Source organism: Alteromonas sp. MmMcT2-5 (assembly GCF_022348315.1).
Classification (GTDB): Bacteria; Pseudomonadota; Gammaproteobacteria; order Enterobacterales; family Alteromonadaceae; genus Alteromonas; species Alteromonas macleodii.
In genome coordinates this window covers 62,870-79,367 of sequence record NZ_JAKRFB010000004.1, presented here as the reverse complement: position 1 = coordinate 79,367, position 16,498 = coordinate 62,870, and the positions used below count along the sequence as shown (strand labels likewise).

Genomic DNA, 16,498 nt, shown 5'->3' with positions numbered 1-16,498 from the left:
TCCTCTACTGCTATTTATCGAGGGTCTCCGGCCATTTGATACTTGCCACGTTGTTGAACGATGTGGCAATTCTCGAACCAGGAAAATTAAACTTCGTATCTAGTGGAGTGGGATATTCCCTTGGAGTTTTAAGCGTTTCGATTACGCCAACCCATCCATTTCTCCCTGATAACTTAGTGGCATATAGCGCGTAATCGATAACAGCGAATGTACGTTTCCACGCGGTATCAAAGTCTTCCTCTCTATCTGGAGGAAGCAGCGAAAAGCCAATGCTACAAGTAATATTGATTGGTTTTTCTAAGCCGATATCAAAAGGGGTGCTTGCGACCATTTCTCGGCAGCGCTCGGCAACCTCAGGGAGCTCTTCACGAGTGGATTGGCGACAAACCACAAGAAACTCCTCGCCTCCCCATCGAATAATTAAATCCGTTTGTCTGAACACCTCTTTGAGGACATTGGCAAACGCTGATAGCACTTTATCGCCGGCAATATGCCCATAGTCGTCGTTGATGCGCTTGAAGTGGTCGATATCAATAAGTAAGCAAAGTAAGTCTTGTTTCGTCTTTCCTGTACTGGGGCTTTGTTTTGCCGAGAACTGGCTGCGCCTTATTTCACCGGGAAGCTGCGATTCGAGGTAGTGCCTATTGTACAAACCCGTTAACGGATCGCGCAGGCTTACCTCTTCTAGCGTTTTATAGGCTCTTTCCAGTTCTTGATTTTTTTCTTGAAGATTGAGTGTTTGCTGGCGTACTTCTCGGCGCAAAATAATCGTTTGCTGACGTTGTTTGTAGCGGCTCCACACTAAAAACGTCAAGAGTAACGCTGCTAATGATATGCTCCAAAAAAGAGTCGTCTGCAGGTTTTCTCGCTCAGCTTGCGCTAACGCCAGCTGCTTGGATTCTTCCAGTTTCTCCAACGTCCTAGATTGCCTCACAAGCTCAATCTCAGCCTGCAGGCCTTCAATGGCAGACTTGTTTTCTGAATCAAGTAGTACTTCACGCAGCTGCTGCATAACAGATTGAATATCTAGGGCTTTTTTGAATTCGCCTAGTGATACAAAGGCGCTTAGCTGTAACGACAGAAAACTAAGCTGTCCTCTAAGGTCTCTATTTTTTCTCGCGTCAATGGTACCCGTGCGGGCCTCTTCTAAGGCTAATTCGAAACTCTGCTCTTTCATATAGGCTTGCGCTAAAGCGAGTCTGCCTTCTTTGACCAATTTTGCCTGACCCGATGAATCGGCAAATTGCATGGCTTCTTGCAATAACTCTCGCCCTTTAGCCGTATCGCCGTTTTCAACCAATGCTCTTCCCAATAGCATTTTTGCTTCGGCTATGGCCCCTACATCAGAGGTGGATAGCAGGAGTTCAAGACCTTCGTTAATTGCTCTTATCGCTTGGTCTACAGAGCCTGTTTTGAGAGATAGGGCACCAATACGAGTTTTGATCACGCCAAGTAATCGGGTCTCCTGTGTTTCCTCGATACTGTCGAAAGCGTCTTGGTAGTAGGTATGAGCCAACGTAGCTTGGTTGAGCAAACTGTATATCTCTCCGATGCGCAGCAACGTAACACTCATTTCACTGGCCATGTTATTTTCACGAAAGTAACGTAGCGCTTGCTTTAACGGCTCCAAAGCGGTTTCAATTTCGCCTTGTTCTTGTTGAATTATGCCTAGCTCAAGGTTCAATTGAGCCTTAAGTAATTCATTACGCTCAATTTGAGCAATAGACATAGCGCGACGCACATAAGTCAGTGCAATGGCATAATTTGAGAGGTGTCTTTCTGAGGTGGCTAGTTGTAATAGCGTTGACGCCATTTTGTTTAATTCACCATCTGTGGTGTAGCGCTCTAAGGCGGCATTAAAAATGGCTTTTGACACCTCAAAGCGCGATGCGTTTTGAAGTAAGAGTCCGAGGGCAGAAAATGTATCAGCAGACATTTGTTGCTGTTGTAGCGCTTGCTCTAAAAGCAACAGTGCCTTGCTATCGGCGTCAGTATATTGCTTGGCATTTAAAAGGTTCTCGACATCAGCAATCTCGGTATTGAAAAGCTCGAACGCTTCTACCGTTTTAACCTGTGCGCCATGCACAGCAATTAGCAGGGCACACACCAGCACGCGCACGATGCTAAATCCTTCACGGCCCATTCGATTGTATCTCCTATACACTGTCAGAACATGCTGTCGGTGAGTATCTCAGTAGGCTAACGCCAAGGCAACATCATTATTGTGAAGGATAAAACGAATGAAATGCGTATTTGGATTTATACTTTAGTCTAATTTATGCTGTTATTTTCAATCCACTCTCGAATCAGTGCAGATTTGGCTTTACCTGTCTTTTGGGCAATGTTTGCAAGTTTTTCAATACATTGCGGCGTCAACGTAAAGGTAGCATGTCGCATACCTTCTGATTTTGCAGGCTTTCTTATCGGCACAACGCGGTCTGTACGAACGTCTTTTAAATCGTTTTTTGCCGCCGATGGTTGCTTTTTATCCACTTTACCTTGGGCATAAAGCAGCGCATCGTCGATAAAATCTTCTACAGTTCGTAGATTGGGCTTAGCTAACGGCTTCGACTTTTTGAGGTTGAGTAAACTCATAAGCATCCTCCACTTTGCCAGCTAGTAGCTCTTCAAACAAGGTTCTTATTTCTGTGGCCGCTTTACCTTCTGGTTCACTCTCAATAACTGACTGCCCTGACTCTTCTGAATCGTCATACATGTTTCTACTAAAAGTAACAGAGTTTAGGACGGGAATACCAAATGAGCGACACACTTCTTTTGCCTCTAGAATACGGTTTGCCAGGCTAGGTAGAGAAGGGCACTGTGTGATAACGAACGCGGCGTTCATTTTCGGGTTAACCATTTTACAGGTAGATAAAATATCTTCCATGTGAGGTACCGTTTTGAGATCGCGACGTTTGGGTCTAAGTGGAATCAGTATATGGTCAGCAACCGCCATTGACGAGCGAAGCGCTAGGTTATCTTGTCCACCACAGTCTATTACAACGTAATCGTAATACTGACGCAGGCTAAGTAATTCGTTACGTATTTTACCATATAACTGAACACAGTTAATTTCAGCGAGACGAGGGTTAACTTTACGCTCTTGGATCCAGTCTGAGGTCGTTCGCTGCGGGTCACAGTCGACCATTAACACCTTGGCACCTTTTTCAGTGCGAAGATACACTGCAATGTTTTGTGCCAGGCAGCTCTTTCCGCTACCGCCTTTTTCTCCACCAACCAAAATAATCATGGTGATAACCCTCGAATATCGCTTATGTTAAAATACTGAGCGTTACGGTGGGTCGTGAATGGTGTCACGACCGTACCTAACCTCCACTCAAAGCATAGGCAGGCTATCAGCTAGGTTCAGCATCAAAATCGATATTAACGAATGTAAGACAATACCTATTGATTTGTGCAACAACTCATTCTAGTCTTCTTACTTTATAATTGAGATTACCGATAAGAGGTTGTTATGTCAGAAAGTCGCTTCACTTCCAAAGAAGGCCAAAAAGTACCTAGCGTTTCATTTCCGTGCAGAGAAGGTGAGACGTGGGTAACGAAAACGACAGATGAATTATTTTCTGGCAAAAATGTTGTGGTCTTCTCACTTCCAGGTGCTTTTACACCAACCTGTTCTTCTACCCACTTGCCTCGCTATAACGCTTTAGCGAAAAAGTTTGCGAAACACGGCATTGATGAGATTGTTTGTGTATCGGTAAACGATACTTTCGTTATGAATGCATGGGCCGCAGATCAAGAAGCCGCTAACATAACCGTTATTCCCGACGGTAACGGAGAATTTACCGATGGCATGGGTATGCTAGTCGATAAAGCGGATTTGGGTTTCGGCAAAAGAAGTTGGCGTTACTCGATGCTAGTGAAAGATGGCGTGGTAGACAAAATGTTTATTGAACCTGATGTAGCTGGCGACCCGTTTGAGGTGTCGGATGCAGATACGATGCTGGCTTACATTGCGCCAGAGGAGCAAACTAACGCACCTGTTTCTATTATCACAAAACCGGGTTGTCCTTTCTGTGCTAAAGCGAAAAAACTGCTTGATGAAAAAGGCTACGAGTACGAAGAAATCGTGTTGGGCAAAGATGCATCACTAACCAGCTTAACGGCGATTAGCGGTCGAGAAACTGTGCCGCAGGTCTTTATCGGTGGTAAACATATCGGTGGTTCTGACGATCTAGAGGTTTACTTTAGCTAACGTAATATACGTATTAATCGTCACAAGAAACGGGAGCATGGTAAACTGCTCCCGTTTTTTATTAATTATCCGTAGCGGAGAATAATAGTGTCATCGAAGTTTTTTGTAAAAATGCTCATAGGTATTGTTGCGCTTTTAGGTGTAAATATGGCTATAGCCGCAAATTTATCTATACCCGATACGAGCGAAATGAAAAGCAGAAGTTTTTCAGACCTTCAAAATCAGTTCAAAGCATTTTACGAAAAAGAGTGGGGCCAAACCCAGCCGTGTAGAGAAACGGCACTCAATCGTTTTTCGGTATGCAGCAACGTATTGCGCAATGAAGGCAATTCGCCTTTCATGCTGACCAACAAATCAAGCAGCAAGGTGGCAGTGCTTATCCACGGCTTAAGCGACTCACCTTTCTTCATGCGTGAAATCGCCAACATCTTATTTGAACAGGGTTTCACTGTAGTCGTGCCGCTTTTGCCTGGGCATGGTAAACGAGATGCCGACGATGACATGTCTGACTGGGATTTAGCTGAGCGCTGGCAGGGGCATGTTGATGAAGTCATTAAATTGGCTGATAGCATGGGTGATACTTTGCTTGTAGGTGGCTTCTCTACAGGTGGTGCGCTGGCGGTTGAACATTATCTGGATAGTGCAGGAAACGAAGTAAATAATATTGATGGTCTTATGCTATTTTCTGGCGCGCTGGCGCTGTCTGATAATGCTGAAAGTATGTCTCGAATTTGGGGCATTAAACTTTTAGCCAGAATTATTGATGGAACCTATCAAACTCATGGCCCCAACCCTTATAAGTATCCAAATGTGGCAGGTTTAGCAGGGTTGGAATTGATGGATTTAATAAACATCATTCGGGACAAAGTCGAGGAAGGACAGCAAATTGAAGTGCCGCTTTTTGCCGCTCATTCTCAAGCTGATGTAACCACGCCAATTCGCGGCATAGAGCAGTTAATGGACGCAAGTAAAGGTCCGAATACTTTTTTCGTTATCGATGAATCGTACGGGTTGTGCCATGCAGATTTAGTTGTGAATACAAGCTTGCTCAATAAAATGAATTTCAACGCAAGCATGGTTAATCAGCAAGAAGAGTGTGCGGTACCTAAAGCAAACCCGCTATTTTCAACCATGGGCCTTATGTTGCGAGATTACCTGTCTCAGTTTGAATAAGTTACTGGGGCCTGTTGACCTCTGGTGTACAACAAAGGTCAACAGGCCCTAGCTTAGCGACATTAACGGCTAGCTTTACTGCTTGGTTACATCACGCTATTATTTCGTTGCACAATAGACAGCAATATTTTGAGTACAGTATTTGAGAAAGTTTCGGATTAGTTTAACGCGCAAACGGTATAGGTCGGCGAATGCAAGTTCGTTTATCCTTACACTGTTTTTAATGGTGGCCCTCGTGTCGTCAGGTAGCGCTGTATCTATCGAACATTCATACGAACATGCCCATTCAATGTCGGTGATGACACCGCAGTCGGATGCTGCTCATGCTAACCATCAGGTTCGAATACCTGAGTCTGCTAATACACATTGTCAGCACCAAGAATTGTCATCACAACATGCGGATTTAAGTGCTAAAAACAGCAAGAGCAAACCCGCTCAGTTCGACGGCGTAAAAGTTAGCGATGCAGGCGTGAAAAGCGTGAAAGCATCGCAGATGAGTGACATGTCTTGCTGCAAGGATGAATGTAATTGCCCAGCCGATCACTGTTTTAATCTTAGCGCGAGTGCGCTTATTCAGCCTACCGTTGAAACCGAAATATCGGTAGCCAGAATGGCTGCCACTGCACCTATACTGGGGCAGCGCTCATCTCCTCACTTCGGGCAGTTTCGCCCACCTAAGTCACTTTTCACAGCATAGATCTATCTCGCGGATTTATTTCGCAGCAGAGACGTTTTTATGTCACGACGTCGTCTTGTCGTTTTGAGATGTCTCTAATCTTTTATCTATGTAACGCGTGGTAAGCCTTTTTGCTAATCCCCTTTGTCGAATTTAGCGAAGAGCGGGGCAACGTCAACACGCCTTACACCTGAAAAGTGATGTTATACATGAGCAACTATTCGGTACCCAAAAAAGTGAACGAAAGCGCTAACAGACCTTGTAAAGTAAGCGCTTTGTTCGCCTTAATTTTTGTGCTTTCTTCTTTTTTGATGGCTAATAAGCCCGTTGTCGCGCAGACCCTAAGCCTGGAACAAGCGCTGCAGTTAGCTATTCAATACGACCCTTTGCTTAAAGGGAATGCGCATCGAAAGGATCGCTTTAATGCAGAAGCTGAAGCGTCATCATATTGGGCAAATCCTCAGGTTTCAGCGTCTGTACAAAACTTGCCTACCGACGGCTTCGTATTTGACCAAGAGCCTATGACGCAATTTAAAGTTGGTTTGAAGCAGCAGTTACCGCGAGGCGATGAAAACCTCTACAGCCAGCAAAAGTATCAGGTTATGGCTGATCAAATGTCGGTAGAGAGCCAAGCGAGAAAGGCGTGGCTTAAACGTGAGGTTACCCTTACCTGGTTAGATTGGGTCTATGCAACACGTCGCATTGGATTATTGGACAAAGAGAAATCATTGCTTACACAGCTACTCGATTTTACTGACTCCAGATACAGCCAAGGCGTTGGTGCAGCGGCCCAGCAAGACATATTGCAAGTGCGCTTGGCATTGTTGTCACTAGACGACAAATATGTGCAGGCCTACCAGCAAAAAAATGAAGCGAGATCGGCACTTTCAAAATGGTTTGGTGCGCCGCTAGATGAATCTGTAAGCGCACCGCTGGCTCAATCAACGCCTTCTTATCCAACGCGTATCGAGCTCGATGCTATCTTAAACGACAGCAACCTCAGCCTTTCTTCGTTCTTAACGGTTATTGAGAACAGTGAGCCTTTTTCAATACTACAGCATCATCCTGAGGCTATGCTGCTTCAAATTCAGACCCAGATAGAAGCGCAAAATGTGAACATAGCGCGAGAGCAAACTAAGTCTCAGTGGGCATTTGAAGCAAGTTATGGATACAGACAAGATGCACAAAATGGCGCAAGCCGAGCTGATTTTGTGTCATTGGGTGTTCAAGTAGACCTTCCGTTTTTCAATAAATCTCGTCAAGACGCTTCAATAGCCGCAGCGGCTTCCAAAATGAGTGCGTCTGAAACGGACTTCCGCTTGAAAGTGAACGAGCTTGCCGCGAATGCAGAGGTGCTTAAATCACGCTTGTCAGCGCTAAGTGAGCGCAAAGCGCTTTATGAAACGGCGTTAATTGGTGAAACACGGCAACTTTCTGAAGCTGAACTGACAGCTTATACCACAGACACCGGTGATATCGGTGATGTTGTCAATGCCAATCTCAAGCAAGTACAGGTACAGGATGATTTACTCAAAATCGACATCGAGCGCGCCAGAACATTGGCGTCACTTGCTTATTTGTACCTGCCCACTCACGCCCATTTTTTCGAATAAAGAGTAGTTAATATGACATCTTCAACTCACCCTGCTCCAGATACAAAAAGCACGCTAATAAAAGGTTTGCTAGTAGGTCTGCTATTTGGCGGCCTATTAGCGTTCGGCTTGGCTTCACTATTGTTGTCTGATTCATCAAAACACGGAAATGGCGAAAGTGCCCTTAGCGACGAAACTGATGATAAAGCCCCTTTATATTGGGTAGCGCCTATGGATGACAGCTATCGCCGTGACAAACCGGGAAAGTCACCGATGGGAATGGACTTGGTGCCAGTATACGCCATTGACGACGCAACATCTGCGAAAAGTAATGAGCGTACGCCTGGTACCGTAATGATTCCGCCAAATGTACAGCACAATATAGGTGTTAAAGTCGCGCCCGTTACCATTGGAACACTTCAACAGACCGTAACGGCGGTGGGCAACGTTGCTTACGATGAAGATAGCATTGTGCACATCCACCCTAGAGTATCAGGTTGGGTCGACAGGCTTTTCATTAAATCTCAAGGTGAGCAAGTAGAAGAAGGACAGGCACTTTATACCCTGTATTCGCCAGAATTAGTTAGCGCACAAGAAGAATACGTTTTAGCCCTTAAGCGAGGAGACGCACGTTTAATTCAGGGCGCAGCCGAGCGCCTAAGAACACTGGGGCTATCAAAGAGCGTTATTGAAGCATTGCAAAAAACTAGACGAGTAACACAAACCGTCACATTTAACGCGCCGCAAAGCGGTGTGGTAGAAGCTCTGAATATTCGGGAGGGGTTTTACGTTCAGCCCGGGACAACCTTGATGAGCATCGCACAGCTAGATACGGTGTGGGTGATTGCAGAGGTGCCTGAAAAGTACGCGCAAATCATAGCGCCTCATAATGGCGCTGTGATTACCCTCGACGAAATGGACCATGGGTCCGATGCTAAATGGGAAAGTCACGTAGAGTATATTTATCCGTCTTTGTCGGAAACAACGCGAACCCTGAAAGTGCGCATACCGCTAAACAATAACAACCACACGTTAAAGCCCAATATGTTTGCCCACGTTGGAATAAAGCCTACCCAACGCAAGGCAGCGTTACTGGTTCCTCGCAGTGCCGTTATTCGCACGGCTGAGGGCGCAAAAGTGGTACTCAGTGATGGCGATGGCAACTTTAAGTCGGTACGGGTAACGCTGGGGCAAAGCGATAGTACACATTTTGAAGTCGTCGAAGGCTTGCTGCCAGAGGATGATGTGGTGGTATCAGCACAATTTTTGATTGATTCAGAGTCGTCGAAAAGCAGTGACTTTGAGCGAATGAAAGCGCCCGATCATCAGGCCACGACAACAGGTACTATTGAGGCAATTGAATTGCCGGCTGACACCGAAACGAATGGCGCTTCGAATGACGCAAAGTTAGTGATCGCTCGCGGGCCGATTGAAAAATGGGGACGGGGACCTGCGACAATGTCATTTTCGGTATCAAAGCATATTGACTTATCTCAGTTCAAAGAAGGTGACAACATCATGTTCACCTTTGTGACTGGCGAAGAATTCACGGTTATCGATTTGCGAAAGCGCAGTGAACATGCAATGGACAAGGGCATGGTTCATGGCACAGAACACAGCAATCATAAACATGATACGAGCAACCTGAAGGGCGATGGAGAGCAAAGCGATGCTCACGAGTAACTGGTTCACAAGTCGGCAGAACAAAAATCGATAAATCATAAGGAGCATATGCACCATGATTGAATCGGTAATTCGCTGGTCGGTAAACAATAGAATACTGGTATTGCTGAGCGCTATTATGCTCAGTATTGCGGGTGTCTGGGCGGTGAAAAACACCCCCGTCGATGCTATCCCTGATTTATCTGATGTCCAAGTTATAGTGAAAGTAAACTATCCCGGTCAGTCGCCGCAAGTGGTGGAAGATCAGGTGACGTTTCCTCTCACCTCTGCGCTAATGTCAGTGCCTGGCGCACAGACGGTGCGAGGGTATTCATTCTTCGGCGATGCCTACGTATATATAATCTTTGATGACGATACAGACATGTACTGGGCTCGAAGCCGTGTTCTGGAATACCTAAGCCAAGCGTCTTCGCAACTTCCAGAAGGCGTGACACCTCAGTTAGGTCCAGATGCGACAGGGGTAGGTTGGGTTTACATTTATGCGTTGGAGAACGATGCTAGTCAGCCAAATGCGCTAGATGCTGGTGAGTTAAGGGCGTTGCAAGACTGGTTCTTGAAGTTTGAGCTTCAGTCAGTTGAAGGCGTATCTGAAGTGGCGTCTATTGGAGGGATGGTTAAACAATACCAAGTTATTGTCGACCCTGAAAAATTACGTGCCTACAACATTCAGCCATCCATGATAGAAATTGCCCTTAAACGGGGTAACCGCGCGTCAGGCGCTTCGGTTATTGAAATGGCCGAGGCAGAGTACATGGTTAGTGCGCAAAGCTACATTCAGGGCATTGATGACATACTGGCGTTGCCCACAGGCATTATCAAAGACGGCGTTAGCATAACGATTAACGATGTAGCTCAAGTGGTAGAAAGCCCGTTGATGCGCCGCGGTATTGCTGAACTAAACGGGAATGGCGAAACCGTGGGTGGCATTATAGTGATGCGCTATGGTGAAAACGCAAAATCCACTATCGATGCGGTTAAAGCTAAGCTGGATTCATTGAAAGCGAGCTTGCCGAAAGGTGTGAATATCGTCCCCGTTTACGACCGCTCCACCCTTATTGATAAGTCCGTCGATACCCTCACCAATAAGCTAGGTGAGGAATTGCTGGTTGTTGGTTTGGTATGCGCTATCTTCTTGTTTCACATACGTTCATCTATGGTTGCGCTAATCAGTTTGCCTATTGGTATTCTCGCCGCCTTTATCGTAATGAAGCTGCAGGGACTTAATGCCAACATCATGTCTTTAGGTGGCATTGCTATCGCTATTGGTGCAATGGTGGATGGCGCTATTGTTGTGGTTGAAAATTTACACAAGCACATTCATCAGCATGCTGTTTCATCAAGTCAGGGAGCCTCAGCGAGTCAAAGGGGTTCAGCGAGTCAAAGGGATTCAGCAAGTCAGGTGGGGTCAGGGAGTGCCCAGTCGCAAACATCTTTACCAGCCTCTGCGCCAACATCTGCAAAGCTTTCGGCAGTCAAACGTTGGGAACTGGTGATTAAGTCGACCACCGAAGTTGGCCCAGCTTTATTCTTTGCGCTCCTAATTATAACCGTATCCTTTATTCCTGTTTTTGCATTGGAAGCGCAAGAAGGGCGTCTTTTTGCGCCTCTTGCCTTTACCAAAACCTATGCCATGGCAGCAGCTGCGGCGCTGGCAATTACCTTGGTACCTGTGCTGGCGGGTTATTTTGTACGCGGAAAAATACGATCTGAAGCCCAGAACCCGGTAAATCGAGCTTTAGAACGTGTGTATCAGCCATTGCTAACGCGGCTGCTTAACTACCCACTGCTCACCTTGGCGGGGGCATTTTGCTTATTGCTTTCCATGTACTGGCCGTTAAGCCAACTAGGTAGCGAATTTATGCCCGAACTGGACGAAGGCGATTTGATGTATATGCCTACTACCTATCCGGGTATTTCAGTGGGTAAAGCCAGAGAGCTTTTACAGCAGACGGACAAGCTTATTGCAACCTTGCCCGAGGTTGAAACGGTATTCGGGAAAATTGGACGCGCAGATACGGCCACAGACCCCGCACCATTGACGATGATTGAAACCTTCATTCAGCTTAAACCGAAAGCGCAGTGGAGGGAGGGCATGACCACTGAAAAGCTCAAAGAAGAGCTTAACGCTCTGGTGCAATTTCCAGGGCTGACCAATGCGTGGGTAATGCCAATTAAAACCCGCATCGACATGTTGGCAACCGGGATAAAAACCCCTGTTGGGATCAAGATTGCGGGGCCTGACCTAGCAGGCATTGAAGCCATTGGAAAGGATATTGAGATACTGCTTAAAGACCTGCCCAATACAGCATCAGTATACGCTGAGCGTGTGGTGGGTGGCCGTTACGTTTATATCGATATCGACAGGCAGTTGGCGGCGCGCTACGGCATGACGATAGACGATGTTCACAGTATTGTAGGCTCGGCAGTGGGCGGCAAAGTGGTTACACAATCAGTGGAAGGGCGTGAGCGTTTTCCTATCGCCATGCGCTTTTTACAGCACTACCGCGATACGCCTGAATCTTTAGCATCCATGCCTTTCGTCACACCAAGCGGTGTTCACATTACCCTTGGCGATGTCGCGACCGTGCGTATTGACGACGGGCCGGCTGGGATTAAAAGCGAAAATGCCCGATTAAACGGATGGGTATACATTGATATCTCGTCAGACTCAGCCACGGGTATTGACTTAGGGGGGTATGTAGATAGCGCGAAACGTCATTTGTCACAGAACCTTGATTTACCCACTGGATACTCTATTACGTGGGCGGGGCAGTTTGCTTACCTTGAGCGCGCGAAAGCAAAACTGTCGGTGGTTATACCGCTAACGTTAGCCATTATCTGCCTTTTGCTTTATCTGGCATTTAAACGCCTTCGCGATGTGGCACTCATACTCGCGACCTTACCGTTGGCGCTGGTGGGCAGTGTATGGTTGCTTTACCTTCTTAACTTCAATCTGTCGGTGGCGGTAGGTGTTGGGTTTATTGCCTTAGCAGGTGTAGCGGTAGAAATAGGCGTTATCATGCTGGTCTATCTAAACCAATATGTATCAGATGCACTCACTAGCCACAAAACAGAAAATGGCAACACTAAAAAAGATGCGCTTGTGAAAAAGGCTATTGTCCATGCCGCCTCGGCAAGACTTCGCCCAGTTATGATGACATCGCTTTCTATTATTGTTGGCTTGTTGCCTGTGCTTTATGCCACTGGAACTGGTAGTGAAGTGATGCAGCGCATTGCGGCGCCTATGGTAGGCGGTATGGCGAGTGCACTGGTATTAACACTGTTGGTATTGCCAAGCGCGTTTTACTTAATTGTGTCACGCAAAAAATAATAGAGTTGAAAGTGCAGTAGAGTAGATAAAGCATGGGGAAGCGATAACACGCTTCCCTACGCTTCATTTTTAAAGTGTTGCGCGACTAGAGCGCTGCCGCGTGATCTTTCGCATGCTCTTCCGCATATTCCTCAACTTGTTGCCATACGCGCAAAAGGTTTCCGCTCAATATCTTTTCGATGTCGGTACGGCTGTATCCTCTATCCAACAATCCTTGTACTAAGTTTGGAAAACTCGCCACGTCTTTAAGGCCAATGGGTAATGAGTCACCTACACCGTCATAGTCTGAACCAATACCTACGTGATCAACACCAATCAGTTTTACCACGTGATCGATATGGTCAAGCACTTCGTCTAGGGTTGAATAAGGGTATGGCACTTCTTTGCGATAATTCTCTTCAAAGTTCTCTAGCTTAGGGCTGTCTTCGCCTTCTTTTTCAACCAAGGCTTTGCGCGCTGCAGTAAGGCCACTACGCCACTTGCCAGCTTCTTTAGATACAAAACTAGAACCAAAGTTAATCATAATCACACCGCCATTTTCGCCGAGTTTTTTGATCATCTCGTCGTCCATGTTGCGCTCAAAACCGGGGGTAAAGCGGCGCAGTGAAGAATGTGATGCTATGACTGGCACCTTTGTTAACTCAATAACCTGATAAAAGGCGTCGTCAGACACATGGGAAATATCTAGCATGATGCCGATGTTGTTCATCTCGCCCACTAAAGTTTTGCCAAACGGGCTAAGGCCTTTCCATTTTCTGCGCAGGTCATACGAGGAGTCAGAAATGTGGTTAGCTTGACTATGAGCAAGGGTGATGTAGCGAATCCCGCGCTCGTAAAAATCCGTTAGATTCGCCAAGTCACCTTGAATAGGAGAACCATTTTCCATGCCCATTGGCAGTGAAATTAACCCTTTTTCAAATTGGGCTTTTACGTCAGAAGGGCTTTTAGCAATGGCAAATTTATCAGGTGCGCGGGCAACAATGGCTTCTACTGAATCGATGAGCTCATGGGCAAGCTGCGTAGATTCTGGAGAGTTGTCTAAACTAGCAGGCACGTAAATACTCATAAAAGGGGCGTTCAAACCACCAGATACTGCACGAGGGTAGTCGAAGTCGCCGTCCTGCGTGGCTTTAGTGACATCAACCCACTTTTCCTTTACGCGATAAGGAACATCAATGTGTCCATCAACAATAATAGTTTCTTGTGCGATCTTGATAGCTTTTTCAGATGCTGAATAAGTAGAGGTCTCAGCAAGTACAGAGTGTGAAGCAAAAAGCGCAGAGATAAGTAATGCGCAAGATGAGAGTGGGAAGCGCCCCTTCATAGAAAATCCTTATTTTGTTTTTTTATCGCTTAGGTCAACAACCGCTAACTCAATAGCAATACGAGACTAAAGGATAATGCGCACTGCGACAATAGGCTTTTACTTGCTATGCATTTACCCCAGATTGCTCTCGCTAAGCCCTAAATTAGTCGATATTGCTCATTTTTAGAGCGCTTGTGCTTGTTTACTTCAAGTTTACATTGCAATAAAAATTTAAAACTTGTTATGGTGAAGACTGCGTGACTTCATTGCGCGAATACGGGATACTCCCAAGCGCTCCGCCAATTATCGATGACTTCTATGCATCAGCGCGGCCGACGTAATTTTTTAGTGGCACCCGCTCTTCTCACATAATCAAGCCGGGGCCACAGCTAACAAGTATGAGAAATAAATATGGCTATTAATTTTGTACCGCTAGATAAAGAAAAGCATAAAGACCTAAAGGTTGCGGTAAATACATCTTTCAGCTTTGCGAAAAATACACACCTTGCAGCAGCAACGATCCGTGAATTTGCACAACTAGCTGCGACAATGCCGCTAGTGTTCATTGAAGACACTACATCAAAGCGTCACCACGTTGTGACTATGCTTGGTATGGAACAAGGTCAAAACCTTTTTCTAACTGGCGACAGCTGGAAAGGCCCTCACGTTCCAATGAACATCCTTCGCTATCCATTCGACGTGCGTCCAGACGGCGACAAGCTTGGCGTTTACATTGATGAAAACTCTGACCTTATTTCTGACGAAGGCCAAGCGCTATTCACCGAAGCTGGTGAAGCAAGCGAGTTCCTAGATAACCGTCAGAAATTCCTAGCAGACCTTGCGAATAGCGAAATGCTAACTCAGCGTTTTGTTGCGAAAGTCGTTGAACTGGACCTTCTTGATCCAATTCAAATTCGCCTTACATACCAAGATGGTAAACAGCGCAATGTTACTGGCATGATGAGCATCAATGAGAAGAAGCTTCTTGAGCTGCCAGAAGAGCAGGTGCTTGAGCTACACAAGCAAGGCTTCCTAGGTGCTATCTACGCAGTAATGATGTCTGTTGGTCAGCTAAACCGCCTTGTTGAGCTTTCTAATGACACAGAAAACCCAATTCGCAGCATGCAGCTTTCTGCGGTTAAAGCAGAAGAAGCAGCACCTGAAGCGGCGCCAAACGCGTAATCGTTCCCTCATTTTGAAGTTTAAAAGCCCGCAAAGTTGCGGGTTTTTTTGTACCTACAATTCACGTTCAGACTTCGTCATGTTTCGTTCAGAAACCGTTAAGTTTTAATGTCTTATCTTACACCTCGTTCCCAACACATTTTTTAAGGACAAAAGACATGAACACTAACACTAATAAGCTAAAAACTACGCTAACTGCACTATCACTTATCACGGCTTCAGTATTTACAGTCTCAGCAGCACATGCAGCTACACAAAACGAAGTACAGGTAACTGCTGTCGATTTTGAAGGGGTAGATGACAACCTCTACGGTGCAAGATATGTGCGCTACCTTGAAGAAGTTAGCGGAAACAGCGGCGCTTACCTTATCAACCCTTATCTTCAGCGTGTATCGAGTTTATCTGGTGGTTACGCCAATTTAGATGGTGCCGACTTTTTTAATCTTGGAGCGACGTTTTACATCGATGAAAACTTAATGTTAGCAATCGAAGGGGTTCATAGGAAATGGAACAATGGCTATGGCGAATCTGATAGCACCGACATAAATGCTAAGCTGGGTTACAACTTATCACGTGAGTGGCAAGTTGGCGCAGGTTTGACTTATCAGCACTTCAGCACTGAATATGTCTTCGAAGATGACGTGTTTGAAGCTAGCGGTAACGAATCTTCTGCATTAATTTTTACTCGTTACACAACTGTTGGAAAGGAGGGTAAAGGCTGGGACTTTATGGCCGAGTATATAGCTGAAAGTAATGACGTTTTTTATGGCTCAGCTCGTTACTTCTTCAATAAAGGTTTCAGTGTTGCTGGCTTGTTCACCTATTCAGATGCGCCAGACGGCTTTGTAAATGAAAAGGCTGTTGGAGTAGCACTCGATTATTGGGTCAATGAACAGTTTTCAATATCAGCAAGCTATGAAACGGATATTGATGGGGAAGAAAGCAGTGACGTTGCTTCACTTTCAGCATCCTATCGTTTCTAAGTAAGAACTCCCTGATTATTGCTATGCGTTAGCACGCGTTGATGTAAATGCAGTGAGTTAGCACTAGTCGTGTTAACTCACTCGTTTTTTAACGTGCTGATGTGGCGCAGCTGGTTGAATTTCGACTCAGCTTACGCGCAATACCGCTGAAAACAGCGTTAAACATAATCGTGAGATCTCGCCGCTTATTTACAGTCAAAAACAGCAGTTCATCGATTAATTACGCCCTAATTTTTTCTCAGCTGAATATTTTTTAATCTTTTTTACACGCCTAATCATACACTTCCTAAAAACACTGTATATCCAACCAGTTTAAACCCAGTGTTTATGCGGCCTTCACGCCTTTTTTCTACTTG

Annotated in this window: 12 protein-coding genes; 8 read left to right on the top strand and 4 right to left on the bottom strand. The window is 45.7% G+C overall.

Annotated elements, in window-relative coordinates; genetic code table 11:
- Positions 1 to 10: 10 nt before the first annotated feature.
- The 3 genes from MHN09_RS04525 to MHN09_RS04515 all read right to left on the bottom strand — a co-directional run bounded on the left by MHN09_RS04525 (position 11) and on the right by MHN09_RS04515 (position 3,250).
- On the bottom strand, positions 11 to 2,143 hold the full coding sequence (locus MHN09_RS04525) for a GGDEF domain-containing protein (protein WP_239239352.1): 2,133 nt from the start codon (positions 2,141 to 2,143) through the stop codon (positions 11 to 13).
- A gap of 128 nt (positions 2,144 to 2,271) precedes the next feature.
- The gene (locus MHN09_RS04520) at positions 2,272 to 2,595 is read right to left on the bottom strand and encodes a hypothetical protein (protein ID WP_014950448.1); all 324 of its coding nucleotides are present in this window, start codon (positions 2,593 to 2,595) and stop codon (positions 2,272 to 2,274) included.
- The gene (locus MHN09_RS04515; protein WP_239239349.1) at positions 2,555 to 3,250 is read right to left on the bottom strand and encodes an AAA family ATPase; all 696 of its coding nucleotides are present in this window, start codon (positions 3,248 to 3,250) and stop codon (positions 2,555 to 2,557) included. Before MHN09_RS04515 ends, MHN09_RS04520 begins: the two co-directional genes overlap by 41 nt.
- Positions 3,251 to 3,475: 225 nt before the next feature.
- Here MHN09_RS04515 and MHN09_RS04510 point away from each other — a divergent pair, with 225 nt between their 5' ends.
- The 6 genes from MHN09_RS04510 (at position 3,476) to MHN09_RS04485 (ending at position 12,671) form a co-directional block, all read left to right on the top strand.
- Positions 3,476 to 4,216, top strand: coding sequence for a glutathione peroxidase (locus MHN09_RS04510; RefSeq protein ID WP_014950446.1), 741 nt, complete (start codon positions 3,476 to 3,478; stop codon positions 4,214 to 4,216).
- An 84-nt stretch (positions 4,217 to 4,300) separates the two neighbouring features.
- A complete protein-coding gene (locus MHN09_RS04505) occupies positions 4,301 to 5,389 on the top strand; it encodes an alpha/beta fold hydrolase (protein ID WP_187289714.1) in 1,089 nt (362 codons plus the stop codon).
- 235 nt (positions 5,390 to 5,624) lie between these two features.
- Positions 5,625 to 6,086: a hypothetical protein gene (locus MHN09_RS04500; RefSeq protein WP_239239346.1), complete on the top strand. Its 462-nt coding sequence runs from the start codon at positions 5,625 to 5,627 to the stop codon at positions 6,084 to 6,086.
- Between the two features lie 188 nt (positions 6,087 to 6,274).
- Positions 6,275 to 7,678: a TolC family protein gene (locus MHN09_RS04495; protein ID WP_239239343.1), complete on the top strand. Its 1,404-nt coding sequence runs from the start codon at positions 6,275 to 6,277 to the stop codon at positions 7,676 to 7,678.
- Positions 7,679 to 7,690: 12 nt separating this feature from the next.
- The gene (locus MHN09_RS04490; RefSeq protein WP_239239340.1) at positions 7,691 to 9,340 is read left to right on the top strand and encodes an efflux RND transporter periplasmic adaptor subunit; all 1,650 of its coding nucleotides are present in this window, start codon (positions 7,691 to 7,693) and stop codon (positions 9,338 to 9,340) included.
- A gap of 55 nt (positions 9,341 to 9,395) precedes the next feature.
- Positions 9,396 to 12,671: an efflux RND transporter permease subunit gene (locus MHN09_RS04485; RefSeq protein ID WP_239239337.1), complete on the top strand. Its 3,276-nt coding sequence runs from the start codon at positions 9,396 to 9,398 to the stop codon at positions 12,669 to 12,671.
- 85 nt (positions 12,672 to 12,756) lie between these two features.
- Here the strand turns inward: MHN09_RS04485 and MHN09_RS04480 are convergent, their stop codons facing one another.
- Positions 12,757 to 13,995 (bottom strand): dipeptidase, encoded by a 1,239-nt coding sequence (locus tag MHN09_RS04480; protein ID WP_239239334.1) that lies wholly within the window; start codon positions 13,993 to 13,995, stop codon positions 12,757 to 12,759.
- Between the two features lie 393 nt (positions 13,996 to 14,388).
- Here MHN09_RS04480 and MHN09_RS04475 point away from each other — a divergent pair, with 393 nt between their 5' ends.
- A complete protein-coding gene (locus MHN09_RS04475; RefSeq protein WP_014950439.1) occupies positions 14,389 to 15,159 on the top strand; it encodes a SapC family protein in 771 nt (256 codons plus the stop codon).
- Positions 15,160 to 15,317: 158 nt separating this feature from the next.
- On the top strand, positions 15,318 to 16,142 hold the full coding sequence (locus MHN09_RS04470; RefSeq protein ID WP_239239331.1) for a hypothetical protein: 825 nt from the start codon (positions 15,318 to 15,320) through the stop codon (positions 16,140 to 16,142).
- Positions 16,143 to 16,498 lie beyond the last annotated feature (356 nt).

Coding starts and splice junctions, on each gene's coding strand:
- MHN09_RS04525 (WP_239239352.1), bottom strand. CDS start 2,143: ATGGGCCGTGAAGGATTTAGCATCGTGCGCGTGCTGGTGTGTGCCCTG.
- MHN09_RS04520 (WP_014950448.1), bottom strand. CDS start 2,595: ATGAGTTTACTCAACCTCAAAAAGTCGAAGCCGTTAGCTAAGCCCAAT.
- MHN09_RS04515 (WP_239239349.1), bottom strand. CDS start 3,250: ATGATTATTTTGGTTGGTGGAGAAAAAGGCGGTAGCGGAAAGAGCTGC.
- MHN09_RS04510 (WP_014950446.1), top strand. CDS start 3,476: ATGTCAGAAAGTCGCTTCACTTCCAAAGAAGGCCAAAAAGTACCTAGC.
- MHN09_RS04495 (WP_239239343.1), top strand. CDS start 6,275: ATGAGCAACTATTCGGTACCCAAAAAAGTGAACGAAAGCGCTAACAGA.
- MHN09_RS04490 (WP_239239340.1), top strand. CDS start 7,691: ATGACATCTTCAACTCACCCTGCTCCAGATACAAAAAGCACGCTAATA.
- MHN09_RS04485 (WP_239239337.1), top strand. CDS start 9,396: ATGATTGAATCGGTAATTCGCTGGTCGGTAAACAATAGAATACTGGTA.
- MHN09_RS04480 (WP_239239334.1), bottom strand. CDS start 13,995: ATGAAGGGGCGCTTCCCACTCTCATCTTGCGCATTACTTATCTCTGCG.
- MHN09_RS04475 (WP_014950439.1), top strand. CDS start 14,389: ATGGCTATTAATTTTGTACCGCTAGATAAAGAAAAGCATAAAGACCTA.
- MHN09_RS04470 (WP_239239331.1), top strand. CDS start 15,318: ATGAACACTAACACTAATAAGCTAAAAACTACGCTAACTGCACTATCA.